Below are 16,282 nucleotides of genomic sequence, written 5' to 3'. Positions count from 1 at the left end.
GTTATCTGGTCAGCGCGCCAGCGATCTTGGCTGCCAGCCGCTTTGCCACATCATCCTTGCCCATACGCGGCCATTCTTCGGCACCTTGCTCTGAGATCAGGATCACCGCATTCTCAGAACCGCCCATGATACCTGTCGCGGGGCTGACATCATTCGCAACGATCCAGTCACATCCCTTGCGGGCACGTTTGGCCGTAGCATGTTCGATCACGTTGTCTGTTTCGGCGGCAAAACCCACTACCAAAACGGGCCTGCCACTTCCCATTCGCGCGATGCGCTTCAAAATGTCGGGATTCTCGGCAAACTCTAGCGCGGGCACCCCGTCGCGGCTTTTCTTCAGCTTCCGGTCCGAGGCACTGGATACCCGCCAATCGGCCACTGCAGCTGCAAATACCCCCGCATCCACTGGAAGCGCTGCGTCGACCGCATCCGACATTTGCAGCGCGGTCTCTACACGCACGACCTTCACGCCGTCTGGAGGAGGCACGTCAGCCGGACCCGTGATAAATGTAACATCGGCCCCCAGCGCAGATAGCGCGCGTGCAACAGCTGTTCCCTGAGCGCCCGACGATCGGTTGGCGATGTATCGTACCGGATCAATTGGTTCATGTGTCGGACCCGAGGTCACCAGAATACGTTTGCCAGCCAAAGGCCCATCCCCGAACTGCGCCTCGATCGCAGCGACAATTTCAAGTGGCTCCGACATGCGGCCCGGACCGTATTCACCGCAAGCCATATCGCCTTCGTTGGGGCCGACAAAACGCACGCCGTCTGCTTCCAGTTGCGCATGGTTACGCCGGGTTGCGGGATGCTCCCACATGCGGACATTCATCGCAGGCGCACACAGAACCGGCGTATCGGTCGCCATCAAAAGGGTCGAGGCCAGATCATTAGCCAACCCGCCTGCCATCTTACCCATCAGATCGGCCGTTGCCGGAGCAACCACGATCAGATCAGCCGAACGGGAAAGCTGAATATGACCCATCTCCGCTTCATCGGTCAGATCAAAGAGATCTCGATAGACCTTTTCACCGGCCAGGGCAGACACGGATAACGGAGTTACGAATTCTTCGGCAGCACGGGTCAAAACCGGCGTGACCGCTGCACCACGTTCCCGCAACCGCCGGATCAGGTCCAGCGACTTGTAGGCCGCAATCCCACCGCCGATAATCAGCAGAATACGTTTCGATGACAGCATGGCTCACCCTTCCCGTCCCGGTCGGCCCTGACATTAGGCAACGCTGGCGGGCAGTTCCAGCAGTTAATTCTGCACCTCAAAGGCTTTGCAGGGGTCTTCTCGCTCGACTGTGGGGCTATCGATAACAGCATCAAAATCCCCGCTCACGAACCCATCTTCGGATTGTCCGAGTACAAAGACCTTCAAACCGGGGCGCAGTCGCGACAGAAAAGTCGGAATTCCGCGATCCTTACGGGCATGGCCATTGCCAGTGATGACCGCGACAGGCCCACCAGTTTCGTCGGTGGCGCGCAGAATGGCTCGGGTCAACACAGCGTCCCTCAGACGTTGAATGGCGACCATCTGCGGTAGAACTTCAGCGGGCAATGCGTCGCAATGTGCCGCCAGTTGATCAGCCTCGCGTGCGGCTTGATCTTCATCCGACAGGGGTACAGTCAATCCATATCTGGCCGCATCAGCCCCCAACGCTGTGGCCGCCCCGCGTTCCATAGCAGCGCGGGCCGCTTCACGCGGAACCATCGCGCCATACACCGGCACATCCGCGGCCTGAAAAATGGGGTAGTACATTCTGAGAGGCGGCCAACCGGATTCTGCCCAGCGCAGAATTCGGGACAGCTCCTCGGGATTGGTTGCCGCTTTTTGAGCCAACCGCTGAGCACCTTCTTCGGTCACCATCTCCCAGACAACCGCCGTGGGCGTGATTGCCTCAACTGCTTCGGCTTGGACCAGATGATGCTGAGGGTTGTCATGAATCTCGCCCAGAATGACGACATCCGCGGCCCGCATGTCGGCCAACACGTCCTGAGGGATAAATTCAGCAGCTCGAACCGTTTGAGGCAAAGTGGCGAGCAACACAAAAGCTGTAAGAATCGCAAGAGGTTTCATGCGAAGAAGTGTTGCACCTCGCGCGATTGCGCTTCAAGGTTCTTGCGCATCTTTGTGAACGCTGCCGCCTCGAGCTGGCGCACACGCTCTTTCGACAGGCCAAGCTCTTTCCCAAGACTTTCCAGCGTCCGGGCAGGCTCACGCAGTTTTCTTTCGCGAACGATAAACCGCTCGCGATCGTTCAATGCTTGCATCGCCGCCACCAGCCATTCGCGCAGTTGCTGGTTGTCGTGGCAGTTCTCTACTACCTCGGCGGCTTGTTCGCTGTCATCTTCCAGCGCATCAATCCACTCGCGCCCGTCCTCATCTGCAGACTGCACCGCATTCAGCGAGAAATCGGACCCTGCCAGACGGCCTTCCATCATCTCGACATCACGCAGCGGGACTCCGATTTCGGCGGCAATCTTCTGATGCAACTGATGGCGATCCAGCTCCAGCCCCTCAGTCGCGGCTTCGCGCTCCAGACGCGCCTGTACCCGACGCATGTTGAAGAACAGCGATTTCTGGGAAGAGGTCGAACCAGTGCGCACCATCGACCAATTGCGCATCACGTAATCCTGAATGCTGGCCTTGATCCACCACACTGCATACGTTGAAAACCGCACACCCCGATCCGGATCGAACTTGTCGGCGGCTTTCATCAAGCCCAGTCCCGCCTCCTGAATCAGATCATTCATCGGCGCGCCGTAGCGTTTGAATTTCGCCGCCATTGATATCGCCAGCCGCATGTAAGCCGTAATGAGGCGATGCAGCGCCTGTTCATCGCGTTCATCGCGCCAGGCATAGGCCAGTTTCAGTTCTGTCTCGGCATCCAGCAACTCGGCCTTCATTGCCTTACGGGACATCGAAAAATCATGTGCGTTGTCGAGTGCCATGCAATTCTCCCCTTTTTTCACAGGCGATGGGCCGGGCTTGCCTTGCCGACTTGTGGTCGATACGCAGGACAAAACCGGGTGGATCACCAGAAAGGTAATAAAAGTGCATGCCGATTTAACCTTTATCCTAGGCGGCGCTGCATCCGGAAAATCTGCTTTTGCGGAGCAACTTGCTGTTTCAACTGGGAAAAGTCGCGTTTACCTTGCGACATCACAAGTGTTTGATGACGAGATGCGCCTAAAAATCAGGCAACATATTGCACAACGCGGCAGCGGGTGGACGACGATCGAAGCGCCATTTGATCTATCGCCGGAACTCGCCAAGCTGACAAATGATCAGATTTGCCTGATCGATTGTGCAACCATGTGGCTGACAAATCACCTGCTGGCAGAGAATAACCTAGAGGAAGCACAGGCCGGGCTGCTTGAGGCGATGAAGACCTGTGCCGCCCAGATCGTCGTGGTATCAAACGAAGTCGGCCACGGGATCGTCCCCGACAACGCCTTGTCCCGTCGATTCCGCGAGGCGCAGGGACGGCTGAACATCGCTCTGGCTGCGCAGGCAGATCGGGTGGTGCAGGTTACGGCCGGGCTGCCGCTGGTTCTCAAAGGGCAACCCCTATGACGCGCCTGCATTTGGTACGGCACGGCCCCACCCATGCTAAAACTATGGTAGGCTGGTCCGACCTTCCTGCCGACTTGAGTGATAAGGCCGCGATTGCACGGCTTGATGCGCATCTGCCTTCCAATGCCGTCGTAATCTCATCAGACTTGTCACGCGCCAGCGATACGGCCAGCGCCATTCAAGGCACGCGACTCCGCCTTCCGCACCACCGCGATCTGCGCGAAATTAATTTCGGCAACTGGGAGATGCGCCCCTTCGCCGAGATCGAGGCGGAAGATCCCGAGCTTTGCTTTGCCTACTGGGATAATCCGGGCGAGGTCAGGCCTCCAAACGGGGAAAGCTGGAATGAGGTCCGCGCGCGTGTCGATAGGGTCGTCGACACCCTGATCGCGGCCCATACCGGATGTGACCTAGTCCTGGTCGCCCATTTCGGAGTGATCCTGACTCAGGTCCAACGCGCTCTGGACGTGGACGCCCAACACGCGTTTGGTCACCGCATCGATAACCTGTCCGTCACCGAGATCACGCGCCATAACGATGGTTGGACTGTAGGTCGGATTAATCACCGACCGTGATAAGGGTGCGCACAAATCTCTGATTTACCGACGCGTCTCTGTCCGACATCGTTGCCGCATGACATATGAGCTCTTTATCGGTGACCGGTTATTTTCCAGCTGGTCCATGCGCGGATGGCTGATGCTTGAGAAATTCGGCCTGCCATACCGCACCCACATGATTGGCCTTTATTCCGGCACCATGGCGGCGGATATAGAACCACTGGCCCCGGCGCGCCTTGTTCCTGCGCTGCGTCTTCCAGATGGAACCGTGGTCGGCGAAAGCCTCGCGATGGCAGAGACATTGGCAGAACGCCATCCCGAAGCAGGGCTTTGGCCGTCAGACCCCTCCGCCCGCGCCACAGCCCGGTGGCTTTGTGCTGAAATGGTTGCCGGTTTCACAGCGCTGCGGGGGCAATGCCCCATGCAGTTGAAACATTGCTGGGAAGGGTTCAAACCTTCACCTGAAACGATAACTGATTTGCAGCGGATTGAAACCCTCTGGGCCCATGCACGGAAGGTCTCTGGCGCCGCGTCGGGCCCGCTGTTTGGTGCCTATTCTCTGGCTGATGTTTTCTACACGCCGGTCGCTGCGCGAATTATTGGCTACGGACTGCCCGTCTCCGAAGACAATCGCGCATACTGCATGCACCTGCTCTCGGATATCGCAGTTCGACAATGGCGCGCCATGGGCATGACGATCGCGTATGAGCCCTTCCCGTACCCGCAAGACCTTCCCGCACACAGCTGGCCAATTGGTGGGGATTCAGAGGCATTGGCAGTCAGCACAGGCCCCTCGGTCAACACAGCCTGCCCCTATTCCGGCAAGCCTGTACAAGAATATCTGGAACTCGATGGCAAGATTTGGGGCTTTTGTAATCCGTTTTGCCGAGACAAGACCATTGCCGACCCTGAGGCGTGGCCGAAATTTACGGCGATGGTTGCTGACGTTAACGATTCTTAAACTGCAGCCATGGCAGCAACGTCCTGTTAACCAAGAACAGGATTGCCATGGTCGCCCGCGCCCACACTGTTGCCTTTCAAGGAGTCGATGCCCGCCCGGTCGAGGTGCAATGCGCCGTCTCACCGGGCCTTCCGGCCTTTTCCATCGTGGGATTGCCTGACAAGGCAGTCTCCGAAGCACGGGACCGGGTACGCAGCGCGCTAAGTTCGATGGCGATCGCGCTGCCGTCGAAACGGATCACGATTAACCTTTCGCCTGCCGATCTGCCCAAAGAGGGCAGCCATTTCGACCTGCCTATCGCCGTCGCTTTGTTGACTGCGTTGGAAATCATCCCAGCGGATGCTGCCGAGGGCGCTGTCGCGTTGGGCGAGTTGTCTTTGGATGGTTCTCTGGTACCCGTCGTCGGCGCGCTGCCCGCTGCCATGACAGCAGCCGCCGATGATCGCAGCTTGCTTTGTCCCAGCGCCTCGAGCGCCGAAGCCGCGTGGGTGGATGCCACGCAGGTGATCGGAGCGGGCTCGTTGGGGGATGTAGTAAGGCACTTTACCGGTCAGTCTGCGCTGCCCGCTGCGACACCGGGCGAAGTGAAACTATCACCCAACGCACGGGACCTGCGGGACGTGAAGGGGCAAGAGCGCGCCAAACGCGCCTTGGAAATCGCCGCAGCCGGGCGGCATCATTTGATCATGATCGGGACACCGGGTTCCGGCAAATCCATGCTGGCGGCGCGTCTGCCGAGTATTTTGCCGCCTCTGAGCCCGGTCGAAGCTTTAGAGACATCGATGATCCAGTCGCTTTGCGGCTTACTGGACGAAGGTGGCATCAGCCGCGCCAGACCGTTTCGCGAGCCGCACCATACCGCTTCGATGGCCGCGATCGTGGGCGGTGGCAAAGGCGCGAAACCCGGTGAGATTTCACTGGCGCATAACGGCGTCCTGTTCATGGACGAGTTTCCCGAATTTCCGCGCACAGTTTTAGAAACCCTGCGCCAACCTATTGAAACCGGCAAGGTAATGGTCGCCCGCGCCAACGCCCATGTGAAATACCCATGCCGCTTTATGCTGGTAGCCGCCGCGAACCCGTGCAAATGCGGATACCTGACGGACCCGTCCCGCGCCTGTTCACGCGCACCGGTCTGTGGCGAAGATTACTTGGGGCGTATCTCAGGGCCGTTGGTGGACCGGTTCGATCTGCGCATCGAAGTCCCTCCGGTCGGATTTACCGATCTCGACCTGCCGCCTACCGGCGACAGCTCTGCGACCGTCGCAGAGCGGGTCGAAGCGGCGCGCGCCATACAAGCAGATCGCTTTCGCGACACGCCAAATACCCGTCAAAACGCAGATGTCGAAGGCAATGTGCTGGAAGAAATCGCCGCCCCTGATGCCCAGGGCAAAGAACTATTACTGAAAGCCGCGGAACGCTTTGGCCTGTCGGCCCGCGCCTTTCACCGCATCCTACGCGTGGCCCGCACCATTGCCGACCTCGAAGGTGAGCCGGATGTGCGCCGCCCCCATGTCGCAGAGGCGCTGAGCTTTCGCATCAGCGCCAAAGCAGGAGCTTAAAGTTTCGCCTCAATCGCTTGCCAGATTTTCTCGGCGATGTTCACGCCATTGAAGCGCTCAAGCTCCTGAATACCAGTGGGTGAGGTCACGTTGATCTCGGTCAGGTAGTCGCCAATTACATCGATCCCCACAAAGATCTGACCACGTTCCTTCAATAACGGTCCAATCGCAGCGCAGATTTCCATATCTCGCTCGGACAGGCCGATTTTCTCGGGGCGCCCGCCCACATGCATGTTCGAGCGGGTCTCGCCCTCAGCCGGAACGCGGTTGATGGCGCCCACCGGCTCACCATCGACAAGTATGACCCGCTTGTCGCCATTGCGCACGTCCGGCAGGAATTTCTGCGCAATCAATGGCTCACGAGAAAAGCCGGTGAACAGCTCATGTAGCGATGTCAGGTTGCGGTCATTCGCATCAAGACGGAACACGCCAGCACCTCCGTTGCCGTAAAGCGGCTTGAGGATGATATCGCCATGCTTTTCCTTGAACGCCTTGATGGTTCGCAAATCCCGCGCAATCGTGGTGGGCGGAGTCAGTTCAGGGAAATCCAGAACCAGCAGCTTTTCGGGATAGTTTCGCACCCAAAACGGATCGTTAACCACCAGGGCCTGCCCCTTTAGCCGGTCAAGCAAATGGGTCGAGGTGATGTAGTGCATGTCAAACGGGGGGTCTTGGCGCAGCCAGACGACATCAAATTCAGCAAGGTCCACTTCACGCTCAGGGCCCAACACTGCCGGGTTGCCAGCGACTCGTTGCACCGTCATGTCATGGCCGCGCGCCGTGGTCTTGCCTTCCTGGTAAGCCAGTTGATCCGGGCCATAAAAAAACAGCTGGTGGCCGCGTACCTGAGCCTCTTCTGCCAGACGGAAAGAGCTGTCGGCGTTGATATCCACGGCCCCGATTGGGTCCATCTGAAAGGCGATCTTCATGGTGTATCCCTCAATTCCACGCTCGATACATGGCGCAGAGGCTTGACGGGTTCAATGGGGGTCAGTCCAAACCAAAGGCGTTTTCGATGATTTGAACAGTTCCAGTGTCATCAACCAGTGCCGCATCAAACCGAGTATTCGTCAGCTGACCAGCAGGCTCCTGTTCAAGAAACTGGGCAGCGGATGCGCAAATTCGATCCATCTGTCGGCGACTAATCCGAGCGGCTGCACGGTCAAAACTACGGCTTTTCTTAACCTCAATGAAGACCAACCCATCTGCGTTGCGCGCGATCAGATCTATTTCACCGCCAGCACCGCGCCACCTGCGTCTTGCGATTGAATAACCCCGTCGCTCGTATTCGGCGGCCACGCAAAGTTCGGCGGATTGTCCAGCGTGATAAGATACAGAACCCCGAACGGATCTCTGTGCCATATCATCCCTTTCCCAGCTTCAGAGCCATCTGATAGATCGGGCGGCGCGGCAGGCTGAACATCTCTGACACCAGATCAGCCGCATCACGCACCGAATGCGTTTGCAATGCTTTTATCAATGCCTCTTCTACGTCAGCGTCCTTAACAGATTGCGAATGGGCGCGGTCCACAAGCAGAACCACCTCGCCCTTTACCGATGCGCCCTCGTACTCTGTTGCCAGATCAGCGAGCGTCCCTCGGCGAGTTTCTTCAAACTTCTTCGTGAGTTCACGGCACAGGGCCGCCTGTCGGTCTCCACCCAAAATATCCGCGAGATCAGAGAGGCAGGCAGCCACGCGCTTCGGCGATTCATAGAAGACAAGCGTTCCGGGGACGCTGCGCAGGGATTCGATTCGTGAACGCCGTGCGCCAGAGGCATTGGGCAAGAACCCGGCAAAGAAAAATGCATCCGTGGGAAGCCCCGCCAATGTCAGCGCCGTCAAAACAGCAGACGGTCCCGGTGCACATGTCACGTTGTGCCCAGCCTCAGCCGCCTGACGGCCCAAATCATAGCCGGGATCGGCGATCAGCGGCATTCCCGCCTCGGACGCGTAAGCCACCGATTGCCCTTGTTCCAGCGCCTCAAGTATTTTGCCCTGCGCGCCCGCGCCGCTGTGATCGTGGTAGGCCAATATGCGGCGCCCTTCGAGCGGCACGCCATGGATTTCCATCAAACGTCGCAAGCTGCGCGTATCTTCGGCAGCAATCATGTCTGCCGAGGCCAAAACATCGAGCGCCCTGAGCGTAATATCGCGTGCCGTCCCGATTGGGGTGGCAATAAAGTACAGCCCAGTGGCCAATCTGATCTTTTGGAAATTCAAAGCTGGACCCTCACAGCGTGACGTTTATTATCGCGGTTCAATAGACCAAGGTGCCCTCAGACGCCGGATCAGGGAGTTTTCTTTTAGATGTTTACCGTTTGCAAGCCCGCACGCAAACTGGCGAAATCCGCCATTGTACTGGCCACGGCCGCTTTTCTGGCCGCCTGTGAAGTCGGCGGCATCAGCGGAGGCCCCTCGATCGACACCTCTGACCCGGTTCCGGTGGCCCTGTTGGTCCCAAGCGGATCACCTCAGTCTGGCGATGCGGCCCTTGCACGAAGCCTTGAGAACGCGGCACGGCTGGCCATCGCGGATTTGCCGAACGTCAAGATTGATCTGCGCGTCTACGACACGGCCGGAAATGCCGGAACGGCTTCGGCGGTTGCACAGCAAGCTGTAGCGGACGGGGCCAAGATCATTCTTGGGCCAGTGTACGCACAAGCCGCAAACGCGGCAGGACTTGCGGTGCTAAACAACAATGTGAACGTGCTTTCCTTCTCGAACAACACCAGCATTGCGGGCGGCAATGTCTATGTGCTTGGCCCCACTTTCCAGAACACGGCCAACAGGCTGGTGAACTACGCCGGACAGCAGGGCAAAAACAGTACTGTCATTGTGCACAGCAATGACTCAGCGGGCCAGCTAGGCCAGTCTGCCATCGCTGCCGCGCTCAGCAATAGCCGCGTCAACAATGCGGGCACAGTTGGATATGATCGGTCTCAGCAGGGCGTGATCGATTCGGTTTCGGCGATCAAAGCAACGGTCGATTCGACCGGCGCAGATTCGATTTTCCTAACCGCGACAACCGCAGGCGCGCTGCCGCTTTACAGCCAGTTGTTGCCCGAGGCTGGTGTGTCGCCTGCGACAACTCAGTATATCGGCCTGACACGTTGGGACATTCCGGCCCAAACGCTGGAATTGCCTGGCGTACAAGGTGGCTGGTTCGCACTTCCCGATCCGGCAAAGGCACAGGCGTATCGCCAGCGTTACAACAACACCTACGGTGAGGCACCACACCCGATCAGCGGGCTTGCCTATGACGGAATCGCTGCGATCGGAGCCTTGGTTAGCCAGGGCAAATCGAACGCGTTGACAGGTGCAGCATTAACCCAGAACGCCGGTTTTCAGGGTGTCGGCGGTATTTTCCGCCTGCGGCCGAACGGTACGAACGAACGCGGTCTGGCTGTTGCCACGATCCAGAACAAACAGGTGGTTGTGATTGACCCTGCCCCACAAAGCTTCTCTGGCGCCGGATTCTAATCGACCGACGCAGGGCTCTGCGCCCGATGTCAATCTGATCTGCGCGGCTGACGAGATTTTTAACAACGCCGAGGTCAATGCCAACCTGTCCGCCGCTGTTGAAAACAGTTCGGACAACGCAGCCTTGCGCGCCGAGACGGTGCGCATACTGCGAGAGGCGCAAAAGACAGGCCGCAAGGCGATTGCGGACGCCTTTGCCGAGCGCCCATTTGATGCACTGCCGCTGACGCATTCCTATACCTATCTGACGGATCAGATGGTCGGGACAGCAATGCGCATCGCCAGCGAGCATCTGCATCCGCTGGCAAATCCCACGCAAGGCGAGAAAATCGCTGTGCTGGCAGTGGGAGGTTATGGCCGGGGTGAGATGGCCCCGTCATCCGATGTAGATCTGCTTTTTCTGACGCCGTACAAAATCACCGCCTGGGCCGAGAGCGTGATCGAATCCATGCTCTATATTCTCTGGGATCTGCGGCTGAAGGTCGGTCACTCTTCACGCACGATTAAAGATTGCCTGCGTCTGGGGGCCGATGATTTCACCATCCGTACCGCCATGCTGGAACAACGGTATCTCGTCGGGGATCAGCCCCTTGCGCAAGAACTTGAAGCGCGCCTGAAGACCGATCTTTTCAAAGGCACCGAGCGGGAATTTATCGAAGCCAAGCTGAAAGAGCGCGATGAGCGGCACCTGAAGCAGGGTGAACGCTATATGGTCGAACCCAATGTCAAAGAGGGCAAGGGCGGCTTACGCGACCTGCAATCGCTCTACTGGATCGCAAAATACATCTATGGCGTAACGGACGTGGCCGAACTGGTCCCTATGGGCCTCTTTACGCCCGAAGAGTTTGACGAGTTCGCGCAAGCCGAAGAATTCCTCTGGGCCGTCAGGTCTCATTTGCATCTGGTGACGGGCCGCGCGACGGAACAACTGACCTTCGATCTGCAGGTCGAGGTGGCCGATCGTATGGGATATCAAGACCGCGCTGGTCGGCGCGCCGTCGAGGTGTTCATGCAACGCTATTTCCGCGAAGCCACCCGTGTGGGCGAATTGACACGGATTTTCCTGACCAAACTGGAAGCCTCGCACATGAAGGGCGCGGCCTTGCTGGAACGTATTTTCCGCCGTCGCCCTCGCGTCAAGGCCGGTTACCGCGTGGTCCATGGCCGTCTGGATATCGCGGACCCTGACACGTTCCTGTCAGACAAGGTCAACCTGTTACGGTTGTTCGAAGAGGGTTTGCGCACGGGTATGCTGATCCATCCCGACGCAATGCGGTTGGTAACGGCCAACCTGAACCTGATCGACGATGAGATGCGCAACGACAAAGAGGCGCGGCGCATTTTTCTTGATCTGATGCTGAAACACGGCAACCCCGAACGTGCCCTGCGACGCATGAACGAGTTGGGGGTTCTGTCAGCCTTTTTGCCAGAGTTTGAGCACATCGTGGCGATGATGCAGTTCAATATGTATCACAGCTATACGGTGGACGAGCATACGATCCAGTGCATCGTCAATTTGGCGCAGATCGAGCGAGGAGAGTTAATCGAGGAACTGCCCTTGGCGTCATCCATCCTGGAGGGTGGTGTTAGCCGAAAGGTTCTATACGTGGCTCTGTTGCTGCACGACATCGGCAAAGGACGCCCCGAAGATCATTCGATTCTGGGTGCGCAAATCGCGCGCAAAGTGGCACCACGATTAGGGCTGAGCAAGGCGGATTCGGAAACCGTCGAATGGCTTGTACGCTATCACTTGCTTATGTCCGATATGGCGCAAAAACGCGACATCTCAGACCCGCGCACAATCCGCGATTTCGCTAAAGCTGTTGCAACCGTCAAACGGCTGGACTTGCTGACGGTGCTGACAGTCTGTGACATCCGCGGTGTCGGACCAACGACCTGGAACAACTGGAAGGCTACATTGCTGCGCGCTTTGCATGCTGACACCAAACACGCACTGGAATCCGGGATGGAGGCGCTTAACCGAGCCAATCGTGGAGATGGGGCGAAAAAGCGGTTGCGGGCCGAATTGGAAAACTGGTCCAAATCTGACCTGAAAACCGAAACCGGGCGGCATTATGATCCGTATTGGCAGGGACTGAACCTTTCGACACATGTCGAATTCGCGGAAATGTTGAAATCGCTGGAGGACAGCGGCGATCCGGGTGCCGTAGAAATCCGTCTGCATCCGGATGAGGATCGCGACGCCACCCGCGCGTGTTTTGCCATGGGTGATCATCCGGGTATTTTTTCTCGCATAGCGGGGGCACTTGCCCTTGTAGGAGCCAACGTGGTTGATGCCCGCAGCTATACGACGAAAGACGGATATGTAACTGATGCGTTCTGGGTTCAGGACGCCGAGGGCCATCCCTTCGAGGCCACGCGCCTGCCTCGGCTGACCCAGATGATTCACAAGACACTCAGGGGTGAGGTGGTCGCACGGGACGCATTGAAATCCCGCGACAAGATCAAGAAGCGCGAACGCGCCTTCAACGTCCCGACCCATATCACCTTCGACAACGAAGGTTCAGAGATTTACACGATCATCGAAGTCGACACCCGCGACCGGCCCGGATTGCTATATGATTTGACGCGCACGATGGCAGCCGCCAATGTCTATATCGCGAACGCAGTGATCGCCACCTATGGCGAACAGGTGGTCGACACGTTCTATGTCAAGGATATGTTCGGCCTGAAATACCACTCTGAGGCCAAGCAACGCGGGTTGGAAGCCAAGCTGCGCGCGGCCATCACCGAAGGTGCCGAGCGGGCCGCATCATGAAGCCGATCCGCCTGATTTCGGGCTTTTTTACCGTTGGGTTCTGGACCTTGGCAAGCCGCATTCTGGGCTTTTTGCGGGAAATCCTGCTGACCGCTTATATCGGGCCCGGACCGGTGATGGACGCTTTCGTCGCAGCCTTCCGACTACCCAATATGTTCCGCCGCTTCTTTGCCGAGGGAGCATTCAACGCAGCCTTTGTTCCAATGTTCTCAAAACGCCTTGAAGGCGGTGAAGACGCCGAAGGTTTCGCACAGGATGCGTTTAACCTGTTGGCGGTGGCGGTGTTGGCGCTAGTCGGTCTGGCGATGGTCTTCATGCCCGCGTTGGTTTGGATAACCGCCGAAGGATTCTATGGTGATGAACGCTTCGATCTGGCGGTGGATTATGGTTACGTCGTGTTCCCCTACATCCTGTTTATGTCCCTCGCTGCGCTGTTTTCCGGAGTATTGAACGCTACCGGGCGCTTCGCCGCTGCAGCCGCCGCTCCTGTGCTGCTGAACATATTCGCCTGCTCCGCGTTAATCTTTGGCGCGATATCTGGTGGAGACATCATACGCTGGCTCATCGCGGTCATCCCAGTCGCAGGCATCGCGCAATTGGCGCTTGTCTGGATTGCGACTGAACGCGCCGGAATTCGCATTCGGCTCGGTCGGCCAAAGCTCAGCCCGGAAATGCGCCGCATGGTGCGGATCGCGGTTCCTGCGGCGTTGGCCATGGGCGTAACGCAAGTCAATCTTGTAGTCGGACAGCTTGTGGCATCAAAAACCGAAAAGGCAGTCAGTTGGCTGTTTGCCGCAGATCGTTTGTATCAACTGCCGCTCGGAGTGGTTGGCATTGCCGTCGGCATCGTGCTGTTACCCGACCTGTCGCGCCGCCTGCGCGCAGACGACAAAGATGGAGCACGCAACGCCTTTTCAAGAGCCGGAGAGTTTACTCTGCTGCTGACCTTGCCTTCGACAGTTGCCTTTATGATCATCCCCGGCCCGTTGGTCTCGGTCCTGTTCCAACGCGGCCAGTTCAGCGCCGAAGATACAGCGGCGACCGCCTTGGCCGTGGCCATCTATGGTATCGGGCTGCCCGCATTCATGCTGCAAAAGCTGCTGCAACCCTTGTTCTTCGCCCGCGAAGATACCAAATCACCGTTTCGATACGCAGTGGTTGCGATGGTGGTGAATGCCGGACTTGCCTTTGGGCTTTATCCCATTGTCGGGTGGATTGCGCCCGCAATCGCAGCGTCGACTGCTGGCTGGGCCATGGTTGCGCTGCTTGCAATCGGCGCGCGCAGAATGGGCGACGAAGCCCGATTTGATGACCGGTTCAAACAGCGGATCTGGCGGGTCGTGGCGGCATCGGCTGGCATGGGGGTGGTGTTGTTTACGGCCATTAACCTCTTCGGCTGGACGTTCGGCGTACCAGGCTGGCGTTACCTTGCGCTGATCGTGCTCATTGTAACTGCGGCGGTGGCCTACTTCCTTTTGGGGCACCTCTTGGGGGCCTTCAGGATTTCGGAATTCCGAACAGCGCTGCGCCGTAGCTAAAGCGCATCAATCCCGCCGGGTTTTGCTAAGGATACGCGCCCATCCACCCGGAGCCAGAAAGAAAGACAAACCAAACCCGGTGGCAAAACCGCCCAGATCGGCGACCCAATCCGAGGTCCCACCGAAGATCAGACCGAACAGCAACTGAATGCCCATAAGAACCGCGATCAGGCTGAATGCGCGCGATTGGTTTTCACCCACCAGAGAAAGCTTGCGCCATAGCAACCACGTGAACGCACCGATTAGCCCGTAGACCGGAGGAAACCCACCAACCAATGGATATGGCGGGTTCAACAGCACCGCATAGGCCAACGCTCCGCCGACACCGGACAAGACGAATATGATCAGCATGGCGACGCTGCCAAAGACCTCAGCCACCATCTTCCCCATCGCCAGAACAAACACGCAGACAAACACAGCTTGTGTGAAATTGGCCTGAACAAAGGGATATGTGACAAAGCGGATCACATGTTCGAACGGCCAGCGCCCGTTCTGGACCATCCAATCGAATATATCGGGCGAAAAGGTATATTGCTGCAACGCATCCAAGCGCCAACCAACAGCAGTCGGCCCTCCGACCAAGCCCCTGCTGCCAAGCAAGAAGATCAGTTCAATCCCGATGATGAACAGAACCAGCGCCACCACGACCGGCGGCAGAGGGTTCACGGGCGGTGTATAATGCTCACTGCTCATTGGGCTGGCCTTTCGCGGCTGTTGACGTCCCTTGGCCTCATGGGTAAGCGACGGGGGCTGATTTTTCCAGACAGGAGTTTCCTTCGATGACCGAGACCCAATTCACGCCGCGCGTGTTTTCCGGCATCCAGCCTTCAGGAAACCTGCACTTGGGTAATTACCTGGGTGCACTTAAACGTTTCGTGGATATGCAGGGGCCGGAATACGAGACCGTCTACTGCATGGTCGACCTCCACGCGATTACTGTCTGGCAAGATCCGGATCGTCTGCGTGAAAAGACCCGCGAAGTTTGCGCGGGGTTCATTGCCGCTGGTCTGGATCCCGAGAAATCCATCCTGTTCAATCAGAGCCAGGTGCCCGAGCACACACAGCTGGCATGGATCTTCAACTGCATCGCCCGTATCGGCTGGATGCAGCGAATGACACAGTTCAAGGACAAGGCCGGTAAGAATGCGCAGAATGCTTCGCTGGGTCTGTTCGCCTATCCTGCCCTGATGGCGGCAGACATTCTGGTCTATCACGCGACCCATGTGCCTGTTGGTGAAGACCAGAAGCAACATCTGGAACTGACGCGCGACATCGCAATCAAGTTCAACCATGACTATGGCGTCGATTTCTTTCCGGTAACCGAACCGGTCATCGGTGGGCCTGCGCCCCGTGTGATGAACCTGCGTGACGGGTCCCGGAAGATGTCGTCGTCAGACCCGTCTGATATGACGCGGATCAACATGACCGATGATGCCGACGCCATCGCCAAGAAGATCCGTAAAGCCAAGACCGATCCGGACGCTTTGCCATCGGAGGTCGATGGCCTTGAAGACCGTCCCGAGGCGCGCAATCTGGTGAATATCTATGCCGCGCTTAGCGACCAGACGGCCGCACAAGTGCTGGCTGAGGTCGGCGGGAAGCAATTCGGTGAGTTCAAGCCATTGTTGGCAGAACTTGCGGTCTCGAAACTCTCGCCCATTTCAACCGAAATGGCGCGCCTGATGGGCGAAGAGGCCGAGATTGATCAGATTCTCGCCCGAGGTGCTGAACGGGCACGTGCAATCGCGGCCCCGATTCTGCAGCAGACCTACGAGATTGTAGGGATGGTCGGTGCGGGCAAGTCCTGACCACGCGATCGCA

The 16,282-nt window shown here is 57.9% G+C and carries 15 protein-coding genes; 8 read left to right on the top strand and 7 right to left on the bottom strand.

Translation table 11 applies throughout. From position 1 onward, the window contains the following. Position 1: 1 nt before the first annotated feature. The 3 genes from coaBC to ACR0AU_RS13295 form a co-directional block, all read right to left on the bottom strand. Complete coding sequence (coaBC, locus tag ACR0AU_RS13305; RefSeq protein ID WP_170733600.1) at positions 2 to 1,198, bottom strand: bifunctional phosphopantothenoylcysteine decarboxylase/phosphopantothenate--cysteine ligase CoaBC; 1,197 nt, start codon at positions 1,196 to 1,198, stop codon at positions 2 to 4. Positions 1,199 to 1,261: 63 nt separating this feature from the next. Continuing rightward, positions 1,262 to 2,083 carry a ChaN family lipoprotein gene (locus tag ACR0AU_RS13300; protein ID WP_480795790.1) on the bottom strand — a complete coding sequence of 274 codons (822 nt, stop codon included), beginning with the start codon at positions 2,081 to 2,083 and terminating at the stop codon, positions 1,262 to 1,264. Continuing rightward, positions 2,080 to 2,958: an RNA polymerase factor sigma-32 gene (locus ACR0AU_RS13295; RefSeq protein WP_480795789.1), complete on the bottom strand. Its 879-nt coding sequence runs from the start codon at positions 2,956 to 2,958 to the stop codon at positions 2,080 to 2,082. Before ACR0AU_RS13295 ends, ACR0AU_RS13300 begins: the two co-directional genes overlap by 4 nt. 103 nt (positions 2,959 to 3,061) lie before the next feature. Here ACR0AU_RS13295 and cobU point away from each other — a divergent pair, with 103 nt between their 5' ends. The 4 genes from cobU to ACR0AU_RS13275 are packed head-to-tail and all read left to right on the top strand — an operon-like array spanning position 3,062 to position 6,663. Next, positions 3,062 to 3,583: a bifunctional adenosylcobinamide kinase/adenosylcobinamide-phosphate guanylyltransferase gene (cobU, locus tag ACR0AU_RS13290; protein WP_170408461.1), complete on the top strand. Its 522-nt coding sequence runs from the start codon at positions 3,062 to 3,064 to the stop codon at positions 3,581 to 3,583. Continuing rightward, positions 3,580 to 4,158 carry a histidine phosphatase family protein gene (locus ACR0AU_RS13285; RefSeq protein ID WP_170408306.1) on the top strand — a complete coding sequence of 193 codons (579 nt, stop codon included), beginning with the start codon at positions 3,580 to 3,582 and terminating at the stop codon, positions 4,156 to 4,158. Before cobU ends, ACR0AU_RS13285 begins: the two co-directional genes overlap by 4 nt. 58 nt (positions 4,159 to 4,216) lie before the next feature. Continuing rightward, positions 4,217 to 5,101, top strand: coding sequence for a glutathione S-transferase (locus ACR0AU_RS13280; RefSeq protein WP_170733598.1), 885 nt, complete (start codon positions 4,217 to 4,219; stop codon positions 5,099 to 5,101). Between the two features lie 47 nt (positions 5,102 to 5,148). After that, on the top strand, positions 5,149 to 6,663 hold the full coding sequence (locus ACR0AU_RS13275; protein WP_170733597.1) for a YifB family Mg chelatase-like AAA ATPase: 1,515 nt from the start codon (positions 5,149 to 5,151) through the stop codon (positions 6,661 to 6,663). Here the strand turns inward: ACR0AU_RS13275 and gshB are convergent. The 3 genes from gshB to rsmI form a co-directional block, all read right to left on the bottom strand. Continuing rightward, positions 6,660 to 7,592: a glutathione synthase gene (gene gshB / locus ACR0AU_RS13270; protein WP_170733596.1), complete on the bottom strand. Its 933-nt coding sequence runs from the start codon at positions 7,590 to 7,592 to the stop codon at positions 6,660 to 6,662. The two genes, ACR0AU_RS13275 and gshB, sit on opposite strands and share 4 nt — an antisense overlap. Positions 7,593 to 7,653: 61 nt before the next feature. Continuing rightward, positions 7,654 to 8,025 (bottom strand): YraN family protein, encoded by a 372-nt coding sequence (locus ACR0AU_RS13265; RefSeq protein ID WP_170733595.1) that lies wholly within the window; start codon positions 8,023 to 8,025, stop codon positions 7,654 to 7,656. Position 8,026: 1 nt separating this feature from the next. Continuing rightward, positions 8,027 to 8,884, bottom strand: a complete 858-nt coding sequence (gene rsmI / locus ACR0AU_RS13260; RefSeq protein WP_480795788.1) for a 16S rRNA (cytidine(1402)-2'-O)-methyltransferase — start codon at positions 8,882 to 8,884, stop codon at positions 8,027 to 8,029. An 87-nt stretch (positions 8,885 to 8,971) separates the two neighbouring features. Here rsmI and ACR0AU_RS13255 point away from each other — a divergent pair, with 87 nt between their 5' ends. From ACR0AU_RS13255 to murJ, 3 genes are read left to right on the top strand one after another with little or no spacing between them, the layout of a single operon-like run. Next, positions 8,972 to 10,144 carry a penicillin-binding protein activator gene (locus ACR0AU_RS13255; RefSeq protein WP_170395865.1) on the top strand — a complete coding sequence of 391 codons (1,173 nt, stop codon included), beginning with the start codon at positions 8,972 to 8,974 and terminating at the stop codon, positions 10,142 to 10,144. After that, positions 10,104 to 12,923 (top strand): [protein-PII] uridylyltransferase, encoded by a 2,820-nt coding sequence (locus ACR0AU_RS13250; protein WP_480795787.1) that lies wholly within the window; start codon positions 10,104 to 10,106, stop codon positions 12,921 to 12,923. Before ACR0AU_RS13255 ends, ACR0AU_RS13250 begins: the two co-directional genes overlap by 41 nt. Continuing rightward, positions 12,920 to 14,461, top strand: coding sequence for a murein biosynthesis integral membrane protein MurJ (murJ, locus tag ACR0AU_RS13245; protein WP_170733592.1), 1,542 nt, complete (start codon positions 12,920 to 12,922; stop codon positions 14,459 to 14,461). The genes ACR0AU_RS13250 and murJ overlap by 4 nt, the downstream gene beginning before the upstream one ends. 6 nt (positions 14,462 to 14,467) lie before the next feature. Here the strand turns inward: murJ and ACR0AU_RS13240 are convergent, their stop codons facing one another. Further along, positions 14,468 to 15,154 carry a rhomboid family intramembrane serine protease gene (locus ACR0AU_RS13240; RefSeq protein ID WP_170423757.1) on the bottom strand — a complete coding sequence of 229 codons (687 nt, stop codon included), beginning with the start codon at positions 15,152 to 15,154 and terminating at the stop codon, positions 14,468 to 14,470. Positions 15,155 to 15,240: 86 nt separating this feature from the next. On the opposite strand from ACR0AU_RS13240, the gene trpS reads away from it, so the two are divergent. Further along, the gene (trpS, locus tag ACR0AU_RS13235) at positions 15,241 to 16,269 is read left to right on the top strand and encodes a tryptophan--tRNA ligase (RefSeq protein WP_170408313.1); all 1,029 of its coding nucleotides are present in this window, start codon (positions 15,241 to 15,243) and stop codon (positions 16,267 to 16,269) included. Positions 16,270 to 16,282 lie beyond the last annotated feature (13 nt).

This window comes from Ruegeria sp. CG1 (assembly GCF_056537265.1).
This window is presented reverse-complemented; position numbering and strand designations above follow the sequence as displayed.

Bases quoted from the DNA above. Each gene is read 5' to 3' on its own strand.
- coaBC (WP_170733600.1), bottom strand. From the start codon at position 1,198: ATGCTGTCATCGAAACGTATTCTGCTGATTATCGGCGGTGGGATTGCG.
- ACR0AU_RS13300 (WP_480795790.1), bottom strand. From the start codon at position 2,083: ATGAAACCTCTTGCGATTCTTACAGCTTTTGTGTTGCTCGCCACTTTG.
- ACR0AU_RS13295 (WP_480795789.1), bottom strand. From the start codon at position 2,958: ATGGCACTCGACAACGCACATGATTTTTCGATGTCCCGTAAGGCAATG.
- ACR0AU_RS13285 (WP_170408306.1), top strand. From the start codon at position 3,580: ATGACGCGCCTGCATTTGGTACGGCACGGCCCCACCCATGCTAAAACT.
- ACR0AU_RS13280 (WP_170733598.1), top strand. From the start codon at position 4,217: ATGACATATGAGCTCTTTATCGGTGACCGGTTATTTTCCAGCTGGTCC.
- ACR0AU_RS13275 (WP_170733597.1), top strand. From the start codon at position 5,149: ATGGTCGCCCGCGCCCACACTGTTGCCTTTCAAGGAGTCGATGCCCGC.
- gshB (WP_170733596.1), bottom strand. From the start codon at position 7,592: ATGAAGATCGCCTTTCAGATGGACCCAATCGGGGCCGTGGATATCAAC.
- ACR0AU_RS13265 (WP_170733595.1), bottom strand. From the start codon at position 8,025: ATGGCACAGAGATCCGTTCGGGGTTCTGTATCTTATCACGCTGGACAA.
- ACR0AU_RS13255 (WP_170395865.1), top strand. From the start codon at position 8,972: ATGTTTACCGTTTGCAAGCCCGCACGCAAACTGGCGAAATCCGCCATT.
- murJ (WP_170733592.1), top strand. From the start codon at position 12,920: ATGAAGCCGATCCGCCTGATTTCGGGCTTTTTTACCGTTGGGTTCTGG.
- ACR0AU_RS13240 (WP_170423757.1), bottom strand. From the start codon at position 15,154: ATGAGCAGTGAGCATTATACACCGCCCGTGAACCCTCTGCCGCCGGTC.
- trpS (WP_170408313.1), top strand. From the start codon at position 15,241: ATGACCGAGACCCAATTCACGCCGCGCGTGTTTTCCGGCATCCAGCCT.